Source organism: Chryseobacterium phosphatilyticum (assembly GCF_002899825.2).
Taxonomy (GTDB): domain Bacteria; phylum Bacteroidota; class Bacteroidia; order Flavobacteriales; family Weeksellaceae; genus Chryseobacterium; species Chryseobacterium phosphatilyticum.
Genome location: NZ_PPED02000003.1, coordinates 90,646 through 110,349, shown reverse-complemented (window position 1 = coordinate 110,349; position 19,704 = coordinate 90,646). Strand labels below are relative to the sequence as shown.

20 protein-coding genes are annotated in these 19,704 nt (G+C 35.4%); 4 read left to right on the top strand and 16 right to left on the bottom strand.

From position 1 onward, the window contains the following. Window positions 1-4: 4 nt before the first annotated feature. The 15 genes from C1631_RS12525 to C1631_RS12455 all read right to left on the bottom strand — a co-directional run bounded on the left by C1631_RS12525 (window position 5) and on the right by C1631_RS12455 (window position 14,819). The gene (locus C1631_RS12525; RefSeq protein ID WP_109712486.1) at window positions 5-730 is read right to left on the bottom strand and encodes an SDR family NAD(P)-dependent oxidoreductase; all 726 of its coding nucleotides are present in this window, start codon (window positions 728-730) and stop codon (window positions 5-7) included. Continuing rightward, the gene (locus C1631_RS12520; protein WP_109712484.1) at window positions 730-2,049 is read right to left on the bottom strand and encodes an FAD-binding oxidoreductase; all 1,320 of its coding nucleotides are present in this window, start codon (window positions 2,047-2,049) and stop codon (window positions 730-732) included. The genes C1631_RS12525 and C1631_RS12520 overlap by 1 nt, the downstream gene beginning before the upstream one ends. Next, window positions 2,046-2,933 (bottom strand): decaprenyl-phosphate phosphoribosyltransferase, encoded by an 888-nt coding sequence (locus tag C1631_RS12515; RefSeq protein WP_109712482.1) that lies wholly within the window; start codon window positions 2,931-2,933, stop codon window positions 2,046-2,048. The genes C1631_RS12520 and C1631_RS12515 overlap by 4 nt, the downstream gene beginning before the upstream one ends. A gap of 107 nt (window positions 2,934-3,040) precedes the next feature. Next, entirely contained in the window at window positions 3,041-3,730 is a 690-nt protein-coding gene (locus C1631_RS12510) for a YiaD family glycine zipper/OmpA-like lipoprotein (protein ID WP_109712480.1), read from the bottom strand. 26 nt (window positions 3,731-3,756) lie between these two features. After that, window positions 3,757-4,248, bottom strand: coding sequence for a lipocalin family protein (locus C1631_RS12505; protein WP_103249373.1), 492 nt, complete (start codon window positions 4,246-4,248; stop codon window positions 3,757-3,759). A 125-nt stretch (window positions 4,249-4,373) separates the two neighbouring features. Next, window positions 4,374-6,062, bottom strand: coding sequence for a S8 family serine peptidase (locus C1631_RS12500; protein WP_103249372.1), 1,689 nt, complete (start codon window positions 6,060-6,062; stop codon window positions 4,374-4,376). A 163-nt stretch (window positions 6,063-6,225) separates the two neighbouring features. Next, window positions 6,226-6,846, bottom strand: coding sequence for a WbqC family protein (locus C1631_RS12495; RefSeq protein WP_438502073.1), 621 nt, complete (start codon window positions 6,844-6,846; stop codon window positions 6,226-6,228). A 57-nt stretch (window positions 6,847-6,903) separates the two neighbouring features. Further along, on the bottom strand, window positions 6,904-8,550 hold the full coding sequence (gene lepB / locus C1631_RS12490) for a signal peptidase I (RefSeq protein ID WP_103249897.1): 1,647 nt from the start codon (window positions 8,548-8,550) through the stop codon (window positions 6,904-6,906). Between the two features lie 133 nt (window positions 8,551-8,683). Next, window positions 8,684-9,385 (bottom strand): 4-hydroxy-tetrahydrodipicolinate reductase, encoded by a 702-nt coding sequence (gene dapB / locus C1631_RS12485; RefSeq protein ID WP_109712477.1) that lies wholly within the window; start codon window positions 9,383-9,385, stop codon window positions 8,684-8,686. Between the two features lie 63 nt (window positions 9,386-9,448). Continuing rightward, entirely contained in the window at window positions 9,449-10,087 is a 639-nt protein-coding gene (locus C1631_RS12480; protein ID WP_109712475.1) for a DUF5683 domain-containing protein, read from the bottom strand. After that, a complete protein-coding gene (locus C1631_RS12475; RefSeq protein WP_109712473.1) occupies window positions 10,087-10,977 on the bottom strand; it encodes a ParB/RepB/Spo0J family partition protein in 891 nt (296 codons plus the stop codon). Before C1631_RS12475 ends, C1631_RS12480 begins: the two co-directional genes overlap by 1 nt. Window positions 10,978-11,045: 68 nt before the next feature. Next, window positions 11,046-11,819 carry a ParA family protein gene (locus C1631_RS12470; RefSeq protein WP_109712472.1) on the bottom strand — a complete coding sequence of 258 codons (774 nt, stop codon included), beginning with the start codon at window positions 11,817-11,819 and terminating at the stop codon, window positions 11,046-11,048. 165 nt (window positions 11,820-11,984) lie between these two features. Continuing rightward, the gene (locus C1631_RS12465) at window positions 11,985-12,824 is read right to left on the bottom strand and encodes an energy transducer TonB (protein WP_109712470.1); all 840 of its coding nucleotides are present in this window, start codon (window positions 12,822-12,824) and stop codon (window positions 11,985-11,987) included. A gap of 248 nt (window positions 12,825-13,072) precedes the next feature. Further along, on the bottom strand, window positions 13,073-13,360 hold the full coding sequence (locus C1631_RS12460) for a hypothetical protein (RefSeq protein ID WP_103249639.1): 288 nt from the start codon (window positions 13,358-13,360) through the stop codon (window positions 13,073-13,075). A 172-nt stretch (window positions 13,361-13,532) separates the two neighbouring features. Continuing rightward, window positions 13,533-14,819: an adenylosuccinate synthase gene (locus C1631_RS12455; protein WP_109712468.1), complete on the bottom strand. Its 1,287-nt coding sequence runs from the start codon at window positions 14,817-14,819 to the stop codon at window positions 13,533-13,535. 185 nt (window positions 14,820-15,004) lie between these two features. On the opposite strand from C1631_RS12455, the gene C1631_RS12450 reads away from it, so the two are divergent. The 3 genes from C1631_RS12450 to C1631_RS12440 are packed head-to-tail and all read left to right on the top strand — an operon-like array spanning window position 15,005 to window position 17,117. Beyond that, window positions 15,005-15,598, top strand: a complete 594-nt coding sequence (locus tag C1631_RS12450) for an HI_0983 family protein (protein WP_103249930.1) — start codon at window positions 15,005-15,007, stop codon at window positions 15,596-15,598. Window positions 15,599-15,617: 19 nt separating this feature from the next. Beyond that, complete coding sequence (locus tag C1631_RS12445) at window positions 15,618-16,550, top strand: alpha/beta fold hydrolase (RefSeq protein ID WP_103249929.1); 933 nt, start codon at window positions 15,618-15,620, stop codon at window positions 16,548-16,550. 48 nt (window positions 16,551-16,598) lie between these two features. Further along, a complete protein-coding gene (locus C1631_RS12440; RefSeq protein ID WP_109712466.1) occupies window positions 16,599-17,117 on the top strand; it encodes a HEAT repeat domain-containing protein in 519 nt (172 codons plus the stop codon). 131 nt (window positions 17,118-17,248) lie between these two features. Here the strand turns inward: C1631_RS12440 and C1631_RS12435 are convergent, their stop codons facing one another. Further along, window positions 17,249-18,838: an ABC-F family ATP-binding cassette domain-containing protein gene (locus C1631_RS12435; protein WP_109712464.1), complete on the bottom strand. Its 1,590-nt coding sequence runs from the start codon at window positions 18,836-18,838 to the stop codon at window positions 17,249-17,251. A 195-nt stretch (window positions 18,839-19,033) separates the two neighbouring features. Here C1631_RS12435 and C1631_RS12430 point away from each other — a divergent pair, with 195 nt between their 5' ends. Next, entirely contained in the window at window positions 19,034-19,588 is a 555-nt protein-coding gene (locus C1631_RS12430; protein WP_103247629.1) for a phosphoribosyltransferase, read from the top strand. Window positions 19,589-19,704: the final 116 nt, after the last annotated feature.

Below are 19,704 nucleotides of genomic sequence, written 5' to 3'. Positions count from 1 at the left end.
TTTTTTAAAGCTTTAATTTTTTAAATATAAATTCAGGGATATTCCTGATAATCATCATGATAATACTCCAAACCGGCAAAACATATGCCACATTATTTTGCTTTTTAAAAGCTTTATAAATACTTGCTGCAGCCTGCTTGGGAGTGGCTGTCAGCTTAGGATTCAAAGGTAATCCTTCTGTCATTTTGGTCGCCATAAAACCCGGTTTTATGGTAAGAACATGTACTTTTTTATCAAAAAGATAGTTTCTCAGACCGCTTAAATACGCTGTAAAAGCTGCTTTGGCACTACCGTAAATAAAATTACTCTGTCTTCCCCTGTCTCCTGCCACTGAAGAAAGGCCAATGATCGTCCCTGATCTTCTGCTCTCAAATTTTTGGGCGAAATAATTCATGACAGGCACCAGTTTTGAATAATTAATATCTATAATACGCTCTGTATTCTTATTATCATACAGCCCTTCCTCCGTTCCTTCTCCTAAATATCCTACAGCGCAAAATAATACATTTGAATTGATATAATCAAATCTGTTGTAATCAATTTCTTTTGTCAGATCCAGTTCAATAACTTCCGATTGCTGCAGAAACTTCACATCAATATGTCTTGCAAACCTTTCTGTAGTTTCTTTATTTGAGGTAAAAAGATATATTTTTTCAAATTTTTCTCCCTCCTGAAGTGCTTTTTCCACAAAAGCCTGTGCCACTTCAGATGTACTTCCCAGAACTATCATTATGAGTTGTTGTTTATGATTCTTTTGTGCTGTAAAGACACAAATTTAGGACTTTGAATATTTTTCAGGTAATTAGTCAAAGACGACCTGCTCATGCTGTCTTTGGTAAGATAGATTCTTCCACCAAATTCCTGAACAATGCTGTCTAGCTGATCAACCAGTTTTTTTAGTTTTGAATTGACTTTGAAATCCAGCGCCAACGTATACCCTTCCACAGGAAATGAATTATAAGCTTGTGGATTATCTTTTCCAAAGAGTTTTAACACCGCCAGAAAAGAACCGTTTCCACTTTTTGCTATCGTTTCCAGGATTTTTTTCATTCCTTCCTTCCCTGTATTTTTAGGAATCACCATCTGATACTGAATAAAACCCGATTTTCCATAAATTTTATTCCAGTCATTAATGGCATCCAGCGGATAGAAGAATGTTTCATAATCGATAAAGTTCTTCACTTCCTTTTTAGTCTGCTTTTTATAATACAACCAGTTAAAAATTTTCACCGTTAATGCATTCAACACAAAGCCCGGAAAATAAAAAGGAACCGTTGGTTGTAATTTCTTTTTTAATCTTAAAGGGGTTTTTCCCAGATTCTGTGGCAGTTCGTGCTGAAAAGCATGTTCACCTCTCATCAGAATACTTCTTCCGATATTCTGACCTTTCTGAAGGCAATCGATCCAGGCTACAGTATAGGTCCAGCTTTCACTTTCATCAAACAATCTGAAAATTTCATCCAGATTATCTGCTTTAATACTTTCCTGCCGGATATATGCAGATTCTATATTTTTAAGTTTAAATTTTGCAGTAAGAATGATCCCTGTAAGCCCCATGCCACCAATAGTAGCCCAGAACTTCTCTGAATTTTCTTCTCTGGAACAGGTAATAATCTCCCCGTTCTCTGTCATTAATTTAAACTCAATTACATATTCTGAAAAGCAACCTTCCGCATGATGATTTTTCCCATGAACATCAGAAGCAATCGCTCCTCCTACGGAAACGAATTTTGTTCCCGGAGTTACATAAAGAAAGTAACCCTGCGGAACAGATATTTCAAGAACATCTGAAAGCAATACACCTGCTTCGCATTCGATGATTCCGTTTAGCCGGTCAAAACTGATAAATTTATTTAATTTTTTGGTGGAAAATATGGTTTCTCCCAACGAAGCATCTCCGTAGCATCTTCCATTTCCTCTTGCGATCACTTCATTGTGATTGAGTACAAATTCTTTTATTTTTTTGAAGCTGTCCTCAGATCTCATTTCTTTTTCCACTATCGGGAAATTACCCCAATTTGTAACTTTCTGTGTGAAATTCGGCTTCATTTTTTAAAGTAAATTTGAATTAAAAATGCGGCAACCCAAAGTAATAAAGTAACCTGGATATAGCGGTCTCTGTAAACTATTTTCGTAGGTGATTCTGTCCTGTTGTACACCAGGGTCTGCTGGAGATATCTTAAAAGAGCAAATACCACAAAAACAACAGTATAAAATACCCTTTCATGGAATCTTGCCTGAACTTCCGGAGACAAAGTAAACATCAGGTAACAAACAATAGCAAGGGTAATTGAAATGGATAGTGCGATATCAGCAAACTGAACATTATACCCATCAAGCGCTCTTCTTGTTTTTCCTGAAACCTGAGCATTAATAAGCTCACCTCTTCTTTTTCCTATTGCCAGGACTAACGCCAATACAAAAGTCAGTAAAATGGCCCACTGTGAAATGCTGATACCTGTGATATAACCGCCAGCCAATACCCTTAATACAAATCCTATGGCAATGATAAAAATATCAATGATAGGAACATGTTTCAACCTGAATGTATAAGCAAGGTTCATCACCACATAAAATCCAATAATGGTAGCAAACTTCCATAAAAACTCATGAAAATACAGTTGAGCAAAGAATACCAGAGCAACATCGGCAATGACCAGCCCGATAAGAATTCCTATCGCCCGTGATTTTGAAATGGCTCCACTGGCCAGAGGACGTCTTCTTTTCTCAGGATGTTTCCTGTCTGCTTCAATATCATTATAATCATTTAAAATATAGACTACACTGGCAGCTAATGAGAAAATGATAAAGGCAAAGATACTTTTGGTAAGTAAATCTAAATTGGTAATGTTACCTGAAAAAAATAGAGGGACAAATACAAACAGGTTTTTCACCCATTGCTCCACCCGGAGCAGCTTTAAATATTTCTTCATTTATGTTATTTCAATTGCAAAAATAATAAATTCAAAATTTACAGCATAAAAATACAAAAAAAACCGCCGAGGCGGTCTTTTACGAAAATATTTATATGTTAAATTAATTACTGTCCTTGTTTGGCGTCATTAATCATTTTTTCATTGGCAGTAATAGCAAATTCAACTCTTCTGTTTTTAGCTCTTCCTTCATCTGTATCATTGCTTGCAACCGGCATATTTTTACCTTCACCTTTTGTGAACATTCTGCTTCCTGCAAGTCCTTTACCTACTAAATATGCTTTTACCGCATCCGCTCTTCTTTGAGAAAGTGCCATGTTGTAAGCATCTTTACCTACGCTGTCTGTATGTCCGTAGATATTGATATTGGTGTCCGGGTTATCAGCCAATACTTTAGCTAATTTATCTAAGTTAGTTTGTGCAACAGAAGTAAGGTTTGAAGAATCAAAGGCAAAATTTACAATGCTTTCATTCATGGTTACTTTAATACCATCTCCTACTCTTTCTACCTGAGCTCCCGGTAAAGTTTCTTTAATATCTCTGGCTTGTTTATCCATTTTGTTACCGATAACGTTACCTGCAACCCCACCGATAATACCTCCTAATACAGCACCGATAGCACCGTTTCCACCTCTCCCTACATTATTTCCAAGAATACCTCCAAGTACAGCTCCTGAAGCTACACCTACAGCGGTACCTCTTTGTTGATGATTTGAATTCTGAACCGCTTCACAGCTTGTTAATAATAATGCTGATGACAAGAAAAGGGCTCCTACGTATGTTTTAGTAAATTTCATTTTTTTTGATCTTTTATGTTATTGAATTATTTCATTCCTGCTCTTTCGAAGTTGTAAACAACTTTTACATTACCTCCTTCGAAAGGTACATCTTGCTGAAGTGAAAATTGATCTGTTGTTTGGTTGATTAATGTCAGAGTATATCCTGCTATGTTTTGTTTCGCTTTGGTACCCTCCAAGACTTTTTTAAACATAAAAGTATTACCATTTTTCACTTCAAATTTAATAGGCTGTGTGATAGCCGGACAACTTCCTCCTCCATTTAATGTATAAGCCCCAGTCCAGTTGTTAGGAATAAGTCTCCAGTGACTTCCTACGAAGCATTGCGCATCTGCCCCTTCATCAAAAGGTTTAATTTTATAGCCTTTTTCGTAATCTACGCTTACAATCTGCCAATCTCCTTTCATTTTAAGGAAATCTCCTTTCTGATTTTGAGATGTAGCTGCTTTGTTTACAGAGGAACATGACACTGCAAAAAGTGATGTTCCTAACATCCCTGCAAGTAGTAACTTTTTCATTTTGTTGTTTATTATTTTGTTACAATAAAGTTACAAAAAACCGTGCCAAATTTGAAAATAAAAAATAAAAAAGTCCGAAAAAATCCGGACTTTTTATGATTTCTCCTTAAACACAGGGAGATAAACTATTTTTTAACAGCCTTTTTTATGGATTTCGAAGGCTTCGTATTACTTTGTGTAGATGATTTACCATCATAGAAATTGGTATAAGCATATTCTGCTGCTTTTTTCAAATCTATTACCCCTCCTGCCTGAGAATAATCGTTAAAACCATTTTCGGTATTAGGATTACTGCTTTTCACAAGAGCTTCAATGATCTGATAAGGTTTCAGGTTTGGCATATAAGCTAACAGAACAGCAGCAGCACCCGCTACAACAGGTGAAGCCATAGAAGTTCCCTGAAGGTATTTATATTCGTTCTTAGGAACAGTAGAGTAAATCTCTTCTCCCGGAGCAAAAACATTCACCATCTTTTTGTTATAGTTAGAGAAACTTGCTCTCAATGCACTATTCTTGTTTGTACTAGCTCCTACTACCATAACATTATTTACAAATGGTTTTTCGTCTGCTACGTTTTTAAAATTGGTAGGATACGCCAGATGTTCTGCAACATCTTCGTTTTCATTACCTGCTGCTTTTACTAAAAGAACCCCTTTATCTTCAGCATATTTGAATGCATCCCAAACTACATTTTTACCCGGAGAAACCGGTTTTCCAAAACTCATGTTCAAGACTTTTGCACCATTGTCTACAGCATATCTGATGGCATTGGCAACGTCTTTGTCTCTTTCATCACCATTAGGAACGGTTCTTACGGACATAATCTTTGCTACTTTGGAAGCGATACCATACTGAACTTCTTTTCCTTGCGGAAGTCCTGCAATAATACCTGCTACGTGTGTTCCGTGTTCTGCATCCGGGCCTTCATAATGATTATTACCGTAGTTTTTCTCAGAGTAGTCATCGTAATTATCTCCTACAATTTCTTTTCTCGGATCATAGCTTAGGTCATATTGTTTTGATTGAGGAGAATAGTAATCAATTGCTTCCTTCATTTGATCTTTGATCGCTTTTTCAAAATCAGCTGATGATTTTCCTTTAAATTCCGGGCTTTGTGATACTTGCCCCAAGACCTGTAAAGCAATTGCATCTTTTTGATCAGACGGCGCTTTAATGGAAGAAATTGTTTCTGTTGTTACTGGTTTTCCTCCTAATAGTTTTACCATATTAGGAATTACCTCATTAATCATTGTGTACGTCTGAAGGCCTTGTTTAGCTTCAATGCTCTTTTTATTGAAAAGCTCCTTGGCTTTCATATACATGGCAAATTCATCTGCCATTTTAGCCTGATTTGCTTTATTTTTTGTAGAGTCATCTCCTTCAAAAACAGGTTTATATTTTGCGACAACTCTTGTTACTTCCATATTATCGATATCAATATCTCCGTTTTTCCCTCCTATGAAGTTCCAACCGTGTACATCATCAATATATCCGTTCCCATCATCATCTTTACCGTTACCCGGTACTTCATTAGGATTAGACCATACGTTTTTAACTAATCCCGGGTGATCTACCTGTACTCCACTATCTAAAACTCCCACGACAACAGTTGTAGGCTTTAAGCCTTTAGACTCAAGATATTTGTATGCATTTGCCGTATTTACACCATATACTTTTGTACCAGAAAAATCTTTATGATACCAAGTCATCAGATCTTTATCTTCTTTTGGATCACTACTCTTTGCTTTGGATTCCTGAGCATAAGAGAAACTAAAACCTGCCAAAAAAACAGCAGCTAATAATACCTTTTTCATTCGTATATATTTATTATTTATTACAGATCACATAGAACACCTTCTTTTCATACCTCAGGGTGTCAAAATTACCACAGGCGTTCAATATTGATATTTACTTTAATAATGTGAAACGGAATCGCCATTCTTATTCTGTTTCTTGTGATGATGGCAATCTTTCAAATTATTTTAATTTAATATTTTTTATATAAGTAAGAGATTCCGGTCCTTTGTTACAAATAAGGTCTAAAACCGATAAATCTTCCAAAAACCCATACTTATCCGAGAATGTCTGATAATATTCAGCCATTTCAAATTCTGAAGGATTTTTTGCAGAGAACCTTTCTCTGTAATTGATCTCTTCAGGATTTTTGATATATTCTTTATTCAAAGACTGTGCCTTTTCTGTTTTAAGTATCTGTTGGATGATTTCTATCCCCTTAAGGTTAAAATCCAAAAGAAATTTTTCTTTTAAATCAAATATCTTTTTGAATTTATCTTCATAATATTCGAAGTAAGGAGAACTTTGATACGCTGTTTTGATAGACTTCCAATGAAGTGTTCTCCAATCTTCTCTGTAAGAAATCTCAATATCTTTAAATTCTCTTTTCCCGTTGTGATTGATGGGAATAATCAATGATAGTTTTCCGTTGGCTCCATAGATATTCGCTCTGTTTCTATAGGTTTGCTTTGGAAAGTTTTCAAACTGTTCAAATATAGCTTCATTTTCAGCATCTAAAAAGACTGAAAACCATGAAACCGGAGGCATATAAAATACCGGTAATAATACATTCTTCATATTCATAATGCAAAAATGAAGTATTTTTTCAAATACTTCATTCTATTTTAAGTTTAATTTTATTTACGCTTCGTCTTCAGTGTTTTTCTTTCTGAATAATTTCACAAAATACTCCCATCCGAAGAACAATATTAAAATCATAGCGGCGATCCACCAATATGAAGTTTTATTCGCTTCTCCTGTGTTGGTTGCTTTAAACATTCTTTCCCAACGGATTTTAAACGGAGCCTGATATGTGGAACCACTATCAGCAAAAGCTCCCTGAAGACTCATCCATGTGAACATTGGTTTTCCTACAATATTTTCTTCAGGAACGAAACCAAAGAATCTTGCATCTAAAGAAGCATCTCTGTTATCTCCGACCATCATATAATAGTCTTGCTGAATGGTGTATTGATTGGCTTCTTTTCCGTTGATGAAAATTTTCCCGTTTTTCTTTTCTAAGCTGTTATGCTCATATTCGGAAATAATCCATTGGAACATCGGAAGTGTTTCATTATTAATGGCTACAACATCTCCTTTTTTAGGGATTCTTACCGGACCGTACCAATCCTGATTCCAAGGTTTGTTAACAGGGAAAATAGACTGAGTGGTATCAATTTTTGTTCTGGCTTCATCTTTATAGGCAATTGCAGCTTCTCCTTTTGCCGAAATTTCTTCCTGCATATTAATAACCTGAGGGAGTGCTTTAATTTCCTTAGCCGTTTTATCAGTTAATCCCTGGAAACCATATAAGTATCCACTATTGGTTTGTACTTCCTGTACAGGTAAAAAGCCATACGTATTATATAAAGCAGGAATATCCAATTGGCTTCCTGTCGTTACCATATATCTGTGTTGTACTTCCTGATCTCCTAAAACAGTTTCCGGTTTTCCGTTTACGAAAAGTCTTCCGGCTCTCATTTCAAATGTATCACCTGCTGTAGCCACACATCTTTTTACATAAGGATCTTTTCTGTCGATCGCTGTATGTACTGAATCCTGAGGATAGTTGAAAACAACGACATCATTTTTCTGAGGTTTATTGAATTGTAAAATTCTGGTGTAGGGTAATTTAACTCCATCTACATAAGACTTAGGATCATCTTTTGGATTTCCTTTCTGCCCTGTATCCATAATTGTTCCCTGTAGGAAAGGAATGGCCACCGGACGCATCGGAAGTCTGTATCCGTAGCTCCATTTGTTGACGAAAAGGAAGTCTCCTACCAATAATGTTCTTTCCATGGATCCTGTAGGGATTCCGAAAGGCTGGGTTACAAAAACATGGATAATGGTTGCAAAAACTACTGCAAAAGTAATAGACCCAAGAAAGGTGTCTTTCTTTTTTTCATTTTTTTCTTCGTCTGTCAAGAAGAGGTCATTGGCATTTTCATCTTCCAGCTCTACATCTTTAGAATAATTGATTGTTGCCATATAAATAAACGGCAGAATTACGGTAAGAATCTGATCCTTAAAAAGAGTTTTCCCAAACTTTTTCACTAAATAGAGATGGAAAACAGACATCATGATGGGTCCTACAATGGGAAGATAAGACAGAATTGCCCACCATTTCGGATGTTTGGTTTCTTTCAGAATAATGAAATAGTTATAGAAAGGGATGAACGCAAATAGCGGACTATACCCCATTTTTTTAAACAACTTCCATGTTGAAATCCCCATTAATATGGATAAAATGAGGACATACACTGTATAAGTTAAAAAATAATTCATAAATTTTTTGTGCCTATTCTAAATATGTAAATGATAAATGATGAGTAATAAATGATTACAGCCTTCTGCTATTTACAATTTACTAATCATCATTTCCTGTTATTGGTATGCAATTTAAAGAATTTGTTACAAATTAAAGTCCTAAAACGTCTTTCATTTCGAAGTTTCCTCTTTTATCTTTAATCCATTCTGCTGCAACTACAGCTCCCAAAGCGAAGCCATTTCTGTTAAATGCTGTATGTTTGATTTCAATCTCGTCTACTTCACTTCTGTAGAAAACACTATGGGTTCCCGGAACTTCATCTTCACGAATGGCAAAGATCCCCAGTTGATTGTTTTCTGTTTCATCCAGTTTCCAGGCATCAAATTTGGGATTATTTTTGAAGATTCCTTCTGCAATGGAAATAGCGGTTCCACTTGGAGCATCTTTTTTATGGATGTGGTGAATTTCTTCTAATTGACAAGAATATTCATCAACATTTTTCATCAGAGCGGCTAGTTTTTCATTTAAAGCAAAAAACAAATTGACTCCCAAACTAAAATTAGAACCATATAAGAAGGCTGTATCGTTGTCTACAGCCAGTTTTTCAATTTCAGCTTTTTTCTCCAGCCAGCCTGTGGTTCCGCAGATTACCGGAATTTTGTTTTCAAGACAAGCCTTAATGTTATTATAGGCAACTTCCGGTAAAGAAAATTCAATGACAACATCGGGATTATTAAGATTTTCAGCAGTTGGCGTTTCTTTCAGGCGGGCAACCACTTCATGTCCTCTTTTCTGAGCAATCTCATCAATGATTTTACCCATTTTCCCGTAACCAACTAATGCTATTTTCATATGTTTTATTCTATTTTTATGACATAGGAATAATACCTATGCACACTTTTACTTTTATTGTTTTTAAAATCTATAACTTAAACTGAATCCTGTTTTGGGAGCATCATAACCATATTGGTCCTGAATAACTGACGGTTTAAAAGTAAGATCAGGATCATGACGGCTTTCATACAAGTGAGCATCTACTACCGCATCAACAATATTCAGAATATAGATTAGTCCTGTAATAGCTATTGCATAATCTCTTTGTCTTTTTGCTCTGTCCTGGGCATTCCCTAAAGCCTTTTTATCCAACCACGGATGTGTATCTACAAATTCATTAGGAGTACCATTAAGCTTCGCTACATAGTATTCACGGTATTTTTTGTATTGGTTATCATTCCATACAGCAATCCCTACTCCGGCTCCGACAGCTCCCCAAACGATGGGAATCTTCCAGTACTTTTTATTATAAAATTGTCCTAATCCTGGAAGAACGGCTGAGTACAGTCCGGCTCTGGTAGGATTCAATTTTATTGTTTTTTTTGTTGGGCCATTGGCCTTTTCAAGATCTGCAATAATTTTAGCTTCGGTTTTTCCGGGTTTCACCTTAGGAGCTTCCTCTTGTGGAGGTACTTGTACACGAACCGTATCTATAGGACTGACTTGTGAATAAGCCAGCGCAGTGATACACAGGAAAAATGTGAAAAATAGTTTCTTCATTATTTAATATGGGATAAAATATATTCCAATTCTTCTTCATTTTTGAAGTCCAGAACAATTTTACCTTTTTTACCGTTTCCAGAAGCTTTAATCTCTACTTTTACGTCTAAGATATCTGCAATGGTCTTCTGGGCTTTTTTATAGTTATTGGAAAGCTCGGCATTTACTTTTTTAGCAGCCGGAGATTTTGGGTTCTTCAACGCCGCCGCAGCCTGCTCTGCCTGACGAACATTTAATTTTTCTTTGATAATAAGATCAAATAAAACCTGTTGATCCTCTTCTCTTTCAAGGCTAATAATTGCTCTACCATGTCCTGCAGAAATCTCTCCACTCCTGATCGCATTCTGAATATCAGGATTCAACCTCAGCAACCTGATTGAATTGGTAATAGTACTTCTATCTTTTCCTATTCTCTGGCTCAGGTTTTCCTGAGTAAGCCCAATTTCTTCTAAAAGTCTATGATAGGTCAAAGCGATCTCAATCGCATCCAGATCCTCTCTCTGAATATTTTCAACAAGAGCCATTTCAAGAAGCTCCTGATCATTCACTAATCGGATATATGCCGGAACAGTCGTTAATCCTGCAATTTTACTTGCTCTGTAACGTCTTTCCCCGGATATGATTTCAAACCGTTCACCATCTTTTCTTAAAGTAATCGGTTGGATCACCCCTAAGTTTGTAATAGATTGGGCGAGTTCGTTTAATGCTTTTTCATCAAAATAAGTTCTCGGCTGCGTCGGGTTCGGATAGATATCTTCAAGGGCAACTTCAACAATATTTCCCACAAACTTATCTGCTCCTTCATCAGTAGCGGAGTTGATCGTTGCTTTGGATTCTGCACTTAAAATGGCGCCCAAGCCACGTCCCATAGCTCTTTTTTTGTCCTTCATAGATATAATTGATAAATGATGTTTGCTAAGTGATGCTCACATTCACTTATTGGCCATTTATTATTAGTTTAATTCTTTACTAAATTTTCGTTCTTTAAAAGAACTTCTTCAGCTAACTGAATATATTGAACAGCTCCTTTACTTTCTGCATCATAATTCAGAATACTTTCTCCAAAGCTTGGTGCTTCACTTAATCTTACATTTCTGCTGATGATGGTTTCAAAAACCATTTCAGGGAAGTGCAAGTTTACCTCTTCCACTACCTGATTGGATAGTCTTAACCTGCTGTCATACATCGTCAGAAGCAGACCTTCTATTCCCAGATCTTTGTTGTGAATCTTCTGAACATTTTTAACGGTGTTCAAAAGTTTCCCCAGTCCTTCTAATGCAAAGTATTCGCATTGGATAGGTATAATAACAGAATCTGCTGCAGTAAGGGCATTGACTGTAATAAGACCTAAGCTTGGCGCACAGTCGATGATGATATAATCATAATCATCTCTTACAGTTGCCAATGCTTTTTTCAGCATATATTCACGATCTTCTTTATCTACCAATTCAATTTCTGCAGCTACAAGATCGATATGTGACGGTATGATATCCAGATTTGGAGTCGCAGTTCTTTTGATACAAACTCTTGTATCCGCACTGTGTTCAAGCAGATTATATGTAGAATACTGAACATCTTCCACTCCCAGACCGGATGTTGCATTCGCCTGAGGGTCAGCATCAATGAGTAATATTCTTTTCTCTAATATTCCTAATGCTGCTGCCAAATTTACAGCGGTGGTAGTTTTACCAACGCCTCCTTTTTGATTAGCAATACCTATAATTTTCGCCATTACTTAGAACTTTAAGGTTCAAAAATACACTTTTTTCTTTGCTCTCGGTGGGTAAGGAAAATCAAAATTGAGTTAAAATACTGTTAATAAGTATTTTAAGCGTTAAAAAAATTATCCACAAAAAAAAATCTTTGTGGATAACTATTAAAATTTTGTTTTTCGCGATTAATTATCAAACTTCATTGAGATCGGAAATTTGAAATAACTTCTTACGGATTCTCCTTTTTTGTTTTTGGCAGCAATCCAAGTCCCTTTAATTGATTTGATAGTTCTTATCGCTTCATTATTAAAATCTGCGTTGGTTCCATTAGCTTTTACCCCTGAAATTGTTCCATCTATTTCTACAATAAAGGTAATTGTAGTTTTCATAACTCCGTCGGATTCAAAACCTGAACTATCGAAGTTATTCATTACTTTATTTCTGAATGAGTCTATTCCTCCTTTATAATTAGCTTCTACACTAAGTTCGGTCTCAATTTTCGCCGGATCTGTTTTTTCTACTATCGGATCTGTTTTTACTGCAGGTATTCCTTCTCCTCCGATTACACGAGGTACAACAGGAATGTATGTACTAGTAGTATTTTCTTTTCCTTCTGATGTTTGTGTACTTGCTACCGCATTTACTTTGTCTACTACTTCTTTTTTCTCATTGGTCACAATTGCTTTAGGCTCTGGCACGGTAGCGTCATATGTTTTTACGGCGGGAGCAGGAGTTTCTGGTTTCACAATCTGTGCAGGAGGATCCTTTGGTCTATCATCCACATCCTGAATCTGAATTGGCGGAGGCAGTGTCCACGGCTCCTGTGTCGTCTCAGGACTTTTAAATGCAGAGATCACAAACGGTGTAATTGATACTGCTGCCATTAAACTTGCTCCTATAAAAAGTGCTTTAGTTAATATTCTATCTGATTCGTTTCTTAATGCGTAAGCACCATATTCTTTGTTGCGGTGCTCAAAGAGAACTTCGTTGAAACGAAATTCCTGATTTTGATTCTGTTGTTTCATCACTACTTCTTTTTTTAAACTGTTAAAATGTGATTATTAGTTTTGTTAGTTCTTATCGATAAGCAATGTTTCAATATCAAAATATCTGCCATAATTTTATCAAAACAACATAATATTATAAAATTTTATGACAATGTGTAAATTTTAACATTTACAAATAGAAAGTTTATAGGTAAAAACAGATCTATGTTTCATAAAATCAAACAAGAATATCCCCCCAAAACAACAGAGTAATAGCTTGGTAAAGATTATATAAGCATAAGAAGAAGTGCAAGTGGAATCAATAATCCCAAAGCATTAATAACAATCAGAATAAAACTACTGATCTTTGTCTTTGAATAACTCTTAGCGGCAAAATAAATCGCTCCTATACTAAAAATCAAACTGCAGGCAATAAACATAATCAGTACAAAATCAGAACTTACATTGAACGGCAAAGCCAGGTAAACAGCAATCAAAACAGCATATGCAATGGTAAAATATAAACTGATCACAATATTATCCAGAAAAGGCTGGGGTATTTGATTTTCTTCCATTGGATTAAAATTAATATTAAATATAAGAGGATTTCAGCAAATAAAGATTTTAAAACCATATAAAAATTCAAAACTGGAATTACCTGTCAAAGAAAGCGAACATTCATTAATTTTAACCAAAAAAAGAGACCGTCAAATGACAGCCTCTTTCTTATTTTATAGTCTAAGAATATTAGAATAATTCTTTTCTGATGATGTTCTGACTTCTTTCAGGTCCTACAGAAACCAAATATACATTGATTCCTAAATATTCCTCGATAAACTCAATATACTTTTGAGCATTTGCAGGAAGCTCATCATAACTTCTTGCCTTAGTAATATCTTCTTCCCAACCCGGTAAATCCTGGTAGATTGGCTCGTAGTTATATAATTTTTCTGTTGATGAAGTGAAATAATCAATAATTTTTCCGTCCTCAGTCTTGTAATGAGTAACAATTTTGAGGTTCTCAATCCCTGTAAGAACGTCTAGTTTTGTAATAACCAGGTTATTGATCCCATTAATCATACAAGCATGTTTTAAAGAAACAAGGTCTAGCCAACCTGTTCTTCTTGGTCTACCAGTTGTAGCTCCAAACTCACCACCGATTTGTCTGATTTTTTCTCCCAGCTCGTTATCCAATTCTGATGGGAATGGCCCGTTACCTACTCTTGTACAGTATGCTTTTGCAACCCCGATAAGATTTTGAAGTGAAGTTGGTGGTACACCAGCTCCTGAGCATACTCCTCCTGTAGACGGAGAAGATGAAGTTACGTACGGGTAAGTACCGAAATCAATATCCAACATTAATGCCTGAGCTCCTTCGAACAATACATTTTTTCCTTCCTGAATAGCTTCGTTTAATTCTAATTCAGTATCAACGATTCTGTCCTGAAGTTGTTTTCCGATTTCTAAAAACTCGTTATAGATTTCTTCAACATCCAAAACAGGTTTTCCGTAATATTTTTCAAATAGAGAGTTCTTAACTTTTAAGTTTTTCTCAATTTTATCTCTTAAAATTTCAGGATTAAGAAGGTCTACCATTCTGATTCCCACTCTTGCTATTTTATCTTCATAACAAGGTCCGATTCCTTTTTTGGTAGTTCCGATCTGAGTTCCTCCGTGTTCCTCTTCACGGTAAGTATCCAAAAGGATGTGGTAAGGCATGATCACATGCGCTCTTCTACTGATAAAAATGTGATCTGTTCTTAAGCCTTTGCTCTCGATCTGATTCACTTCTTTAATGAAAGATTTAGGGTTTACCACTACTCCGTTCGCAATGATACATTTCCCTTTGCATTGAAGAACTCCTGAAGGAAGAAGGTGTAAAACGAATTTTTCCTCACCAACATAAACGGTGTGACCAGCGTTGTCTCCACCCTGGAAACGTACCACATAGTCCGATTTTGCTGATAAAACATCCGTTATTTTTCCTTTGCCTTCATCTCCGTACTGAAGACCTACAACTACATAAGTTGACATATTTTACTTTTGTTTTAAGATTCGTGCAAAATTACTTTTAAAAAACTGGGTGGGCAAATTATGAATGAATTTTATTTTTGGATGGGGTGGAAATCATGGGTTTAAAACTCATATTATTAATATAAATTATACATTATATTTTCTTTAAATCAATTATATTTACTAGAAAATTCAAACCCTAACTGATGAAATTTAAATTTTTGATCTTATTTCTGCTTGCACCGGTATTCTTTTTACAAGCTCAGAGTAAAGCTGAAAAGGCAAATGACTATTTAAATATTCCCGGACCAATCCATCTGGGGCAAAAGGTATATAATCTGGTATGGAGCTCCCATCCGAATGAAAATTATTTCAAACAGGAGTACGTAAGTTCTGATGAAAATGTAAACAGGTATAACAGTATGATTTTAATTGACTTCATAAAAGGAGATTTCAGTATTACTGATGTTATTGATCAAAAAGTAAGTGAACTTGAAAAAATGAAAAAGGTCAATCCAGTTGTTAATTATAAAGTTTTTGAAAAGGATGGAGAGTACATATTAGATTTTCTGATCAGTGAAAATTCAAAAGACGGTAAAGAAATATTGATCGCAGAAAGGAATGTTTACCGTTATAAACTAATCACCCAAAACAATAACCGAGGAGTCTTACTTTTCGCTGTAAGTGAAAGAGGATACGATGAAAATATGGACGCTTTCTTCAATAATTTAAAAAGCAACTCGTCCAGACTTATAGAAACTGTTGGAAAATTCAAAATTCCTGACATTGAGATAAAATAATATAATACCTGTAACTGTTATGATTTCATCTTCAAAATCAGCATATCTACCGTCTAATATCAATAGTGAATCCAAGCTTTTCTTTACCTTATTTTCACCGGAAACAACCAAAGCAACGCTGTTAATTGTTCATGGTATGCAGGAACACAGTGGAAGATACACTGAAATAGCAGAGTATTTTGCCCGTCAGGGAGTAGCTGTATTGACCTATGATCATTTAGGTCATGGAAGATCAGTAAGAAAGAAAAAAGATATTGGCTTTTTCCAACTTAGTAAACCTTATGAAAGATTAATTGTTGATACAGAAATGATGGCGGATTATCTTTCCGGAAAGTATCCTGATGTTCCGCATTTTATTCTTGGTCATTCTATGGGATCTTTTATCACCCGATGTCTTCTTCAGAGGTCATCCCAAAATTTTACCGGTGCGATCATTACCGGTACCGGCGGTCCATTACCAGGCATCAGCTTGTTAAAAGGATATTTATCATTGGCAAATTTTATTGCTCCTCATCATCGTACTATATTAAACTCTGTTTTTACGAAAGTCAATAATAAGCAGTTTAAAAAGGATAAAGACTTCAGTGATACGAGCTGGCTGAGTATTAACCCTAAGAACAGACAGGAATTTGAAAAGGATGATCTTTGTGGAATACCTTTTACCAACAATGCATTTTATACTTTATTTACGGTGTATAAAAAAGCCACAGCCAGAAATTGGGCATCTTCAATTTCTAAATCCTTTCCTTTTTTGTTTGTCAGTGGGCATAATGACCCGATTGGTGATTTTGGGAAAGGAGTAATATATACTGCAGAGCATTTACAATCTGATGGATTTCAGAATATTAACATCACGCTCTATCCCAATATGAGACATGAGATTCTGAATGAAGAAATCAGAGATACCGTTCTTCAACATATTGGTGAATGGATTTTCAAACATTGTCAATAGATTTTTACAGATCCTAATTTATGACACCTAAAAAACAAAATTAACATCATGACCATAGAAGAGCTTTTTAAAGACAAGACGACAAAATCAAAGGAAAAAACAGAAATCATCAGCAAATGGATTATTGAGACCTCATTACCTGTTGATGAATTAATTGCTTTTGCCGAAAAATCAAAGGATCCCGTAAAGGCAACCTGCATCGAAGCCATGGAATATGCAACGAAACACAATCCTAACCTAGCAGATGAAACTGCATTCACCTTTATAACCCATACCCTCACAGAAAAAGCACCCAGAATAAAATGGGAAAGTGCCAAGGTGATTGGTAATACAGCCCATTTATTTACTGAAAAACTTGATCTGGCTATCTCCAGTCTTATTGCCAACACAGAGCATGAGGGAACGGTCGTTCGCTGGAGTGCTGCATTTGCATTGGGAGAAATTCTAAAATTAAAAACCAAACGTAATGTAACACTCCTTCCGACTCTTGAAAACATTAGTGAAAAAGAGGAAAAGAACAGTATCAAGAAGATTTACCTTGATGCCATCAAAAAGACAAAAAAATAGTCTCTACTCATACATAATCCCGTTGTCTTAATATCATAGGTTTTGGCTAAAGTCAATGGAGAATCGTATCTTACTATAAAAGGGCGGCTAAAGCCTGCCCTTATTGAATTTCTATTCTGTATTCATTGCATTCAGGATAAAATCAGCTCCCTGTCAATGACGATTTCCTCTAAAAAGGTTTTATCATGGGAAATGACCAGCAGAGTCCCTTGATAATCTTTGATAGAATTTGTCAGAATTTCGATGTTTTGCAAATCCAGGTTATTCGTCGGTTCATCAAGAATAATCAAATCCGGGGCCTTATTACTTATAGAAAGACCACATAAAAGTAATCTCAGTCTCTCTCCTCCGCTCAGAACTGCACATTTCTTGTTCCAGGTTTCTTTTCTAAATAAAAACCTGGATAATAAAGTTTTTATTTCTGATTCCGGTAAAGCATTGTCGTTGAAAGTATGAACAAATTCATTAATCGTTGAATCATTAGCAATTAAAGAATATTCCTGATCTATATAGATGCTATTAAATTCTGCTCTGGTCAGTTTTCCTTTGGAGGGTTTAAAGTTTCCCAGCAATACCTTTATTAAAGTTGTTTTTCCTGATCCATTTGAACCTTTAACAGAAATTCTGTCTCCGCTGCGAATTTCAATATTGATATCTTCTTTCCAAAGTTGTTCCGCATTATACTTATAATTAATTTCTTCTGCAGCAATTAAAATTTTACCGGAATGTAAGCCGGAATCATTGAAGTTTACTTTCATCTGATCTGAATTTTTCAGAGACGAACGCAAATCCCTCAAGTCGCCAGAGATTCCACCAATCTTTTCAGCATGAACACTTTTTAATTTTGATGTGTTTTTTTCTGCGTTATTTCGCAACGTATTCATCATAATTCTGGCAACCCCTGATTTTTCCTGCTTTTGTTTTCCTTTCGCATCCAATTTTTGCTTGCGCTCCATTGTTTCCCGTTCTTTCTCTTTTGCTTTTTTCAATGCCCTTTCTTTAGCATGAATATCATTGTGTAAGGCTTCTTCCTCTACAAGCTTCTGTTCTGCATAGAAATCATAGTTCCCTCCATAAGTAGCAATTCCCTGATTACTTAGTTCAAAAATGGTATCAACAAGATTTAACAATGTTCTGTCGTGGCTTACAATAACAATTGTTGCATGGTTTTTGGCGATCAGATCATATAATAATTTTCTTCCTTCAAGATCCAGATGATTGGTAGGCTCATCCAATATAATGATATCCGGTTCGTTGATTTGAATTCCGGACAGAAATATTTTGGTCTTTTGCCCACCGCTTAATGCATCCAACTTTTGTGTCAGTTCAAAATCTTTCAATCCCCAGTATTGTAGTGCCGCTTGAGAACGTTCTTCAATATCCCAGTCATCATTTAACGTTTCAAAAAGCTTTTCGTCTATTTCTCCATTTGTAATTTTCTCAAGAGCCTGCAGCTTTTCGTCTATTTTCAGACATTCTGCAATAGTGAGATGATTAAAATTCCCAAACATTTGGGGTACATAAAAAATATTCCCCTGAGTATTTATAATTCCGTTTAACGGCTTTAATTCATGAGCAATAATTTTCAGCAAGGTAGATTTTCCCATGCCATTACTCCCTACCAATGCTGATTTGGTTTGAGATGGTATGGATAAATTGGTATGATTAAATAAGAGATCTCCTCCCGGAAACCCAAAGGATATATTTTGTAATAAAATCATAATTTCTTTCTTAATAATGGTTAAACACCAGTAACTTGTCGGTTACTGTCTTATTGAATCTGAAAGAAATTATATCCTACATGTCTGTATTGATGGGTTTTGAAAGAACAAATATAGTACAAATACGGGATTAAACACAAAAAGATTTTATTGAAAAATCAAAAATCCGTAACTTTGCCTCCTACTAAAAATTTTATGGAAAGCATTAAAGTTCACGACAAAACTTTCGTTCCTTATTTGAAGGATGCCGAAATTCAGGAAATTGTAAAAGAGACAGCGTTAAGAATTTATGAAGATTACAAGGATGAAGTTCCTGTTTTCATAGGAGTATTGAATGGGGTAATCATGTTCTTTTCAGATCTTTTAAAATATTACCCGGGTGAATGCGAAATTGCTTTCATTCAAATGAGTTCTTACGTAGGAACAGAATCTACGGGGATTGTTTATCAGAAAATGGAATTGACTAAAGAGGTAAAAGACCGCCACATCATTCTTGTAGAAGACATCGTTGATACAGGAAACACAGTGGAAAGTCTTTTTAAATATTTCAAAGAAACCCAACGTCCTAAATCTGTAAAACTGGCAAGTTTCTTATTGAAACCTGAGATTTATCAAAAGGATTTCAAGTTGGATTATATTGGGAAGGAAATTCCAAATAAATTTGTCCTTGGCTATGGATTGGATTATGATGAATTGGGAAGAAACCTACCTAATCTGTACCAATTAGAAGACGGACAAATTAACCATTAAAATGGCTATTAGCTTCTAGCTTTTGGCTATTAGCTTTTAAATCAATATCTAAAAAAGTAAAATATTAACTAAAAAAAGCTAAAAGCAAAAAAAGCAAGTTGCTAAAAGCAAAATGC

What these genes read in the sequence shown, in the direction of transcription:
- C1631_RS12525 (WP_109712486.1), bottom strand. Translation starts at nt 730, where the DNA reads ATGATAGTTCTGGGAAGTACATCTGAAGTGGCACAGGCTTTTGTGGAA.
- C1631_RS12520 (WP_109712484.1), bottom strand. Translation starts at nt 2,049, where the DNA reads ATGAAGCCGAATTTCACACAGAAAGTTACAAATTGGGGTAATTTCCCG.
- C1631_RS12515 (WP_109712482.1), bottom strand. Translation starts at nt 2,933, where the DNA reads ATGAAGAAATATTTAAAGCTGCTCCGGGTGGAGCAATGGGTGAAAAAC.
- C1631_RS12510 (WP_109712480.1), bottom strand. Translation starts at nt 3,730, where the DNA reads ATGAAATTTACTAAAACATACGTAGGAGCCCTTTTCTTGTCATCAGCA.
- C1631_RS12505 (WP_103249373.1), bottom strand. Translation starts at nt 4,248, where the DNA reads ATGAAAAAGTTACTACTTGCAGGGATGTTAGGAACATCACTTTTTGCA.
- C1631_RS12500 (WP_103249372.1), bottom strand. Translation starts at nt 6,062, where the DNA reads ATGAAAAAGGTATTATTAGCTGCTGTTTTTTTGGCAGGTTTTAGTTTC.
- C1631_RS12495 (WP_438502073.1), bottom strand. Translation starts at nt 6,846, where the DNA reads ATGAATATGAAGAATGTATTATTACCGGTATTTTATATGCCTCCGGTT.
- lepB (WP_103249897.1), bottom strand. Translation starts at nt 8,550, where the DNA reads ATGAATTATTTTTTAACTTATACAGTGTATGTCCTCATTTTATCCATA.
- dapB (WP_109712477.1), bottom strand. Translation starts at nt 9,385, where the DNA reads ATGAAAATAGCATTAGTTGGTTACGGGAAAATGGGTAAAATCATTGAT.
- C1631_RS12480 (WP_109712475.1), bottom strand. Translation starts at nt 10,087, where the DNA reads ATGAAGAAACTATTTTTCACATTTTTCCTGTGTATCACTGCGCTGGCT.
- C1631_RS12475 (WP_109712473.1), bottom strand. Translation starts at nt 10,977, where the DNA reads ATGAAGGACAAAAAAAGAGCTATGGGACGTGGCTTGGGCGCCATTTTA.
- C1631_RS12470 (WP_109712472.1), bottom strand. Translation starts at nt 11,819, where the DNA reads ATGGCGAAAATTATAGGTATTGCTAATCAAAAAGGAGGCGTTGGTAAA.
- C1631_RS12465 (WP_109712470.1), bottom strand. Translation starts at nt 12,824, where the DNA reads ATGAAACAACAGAATCAAAATCAGGAATTTCGTTTCAACGAAGTTCTC.
- C1631_RS12460 (WP_103249639.1), bottom strand. Translation starts at nt 13,360, where the DNA reads ATGGAAGAAAATCAAATACCCCAGCCTTTTCTGGATAATATTGTGATC.
- C1631_RS12455 (WP_109712468.1), bottom strand. Translation starts at nt 14,819, where the DNA reads ATGTCAACTTATGTAGTTGTAGGTCTTCAGTACGGAGATGAAGGCAAA.
- C1631_RS12450 (WP_103249930.1), top strand. Translation starts at nt 15,005, where the DNA reads ATGAAATTTAAATTTTTGATCTTATTTCTGCTTGCACCGGTATTCTTT.
- C1631_RS12445 (WP_103249929.1), top strand. Translation starts at nt 15,618, where the DNA reads ATGATTTCATCTTCAAAATCAGCATATCTACCGTCTAATATCAATAGT.
- C1631_RS12440 (WP_109712466.1), top strand. Translation starts at nt 16,599, where the DNA reads ATGACCATAGAAGAGCTTTTTAAAGACAAGACGACAAAATCAAAGGAA.
- C1631_RS12435 (WP_109712464.1), bottom strand. Translation starts at nt 18,838, where the DNA reads ATGATTTTATTACAAAATATATCCTTTGGGTTTCCGGGAGGAGATCTC.
- C1631_RS12430 (WP_103247629.1), top strand. Translation starts at nt 19,034, where the DNA reads ATGGAAAGCATTAAAGTTCACGACAAAACTTTCGTTCCTTATTTGAAG.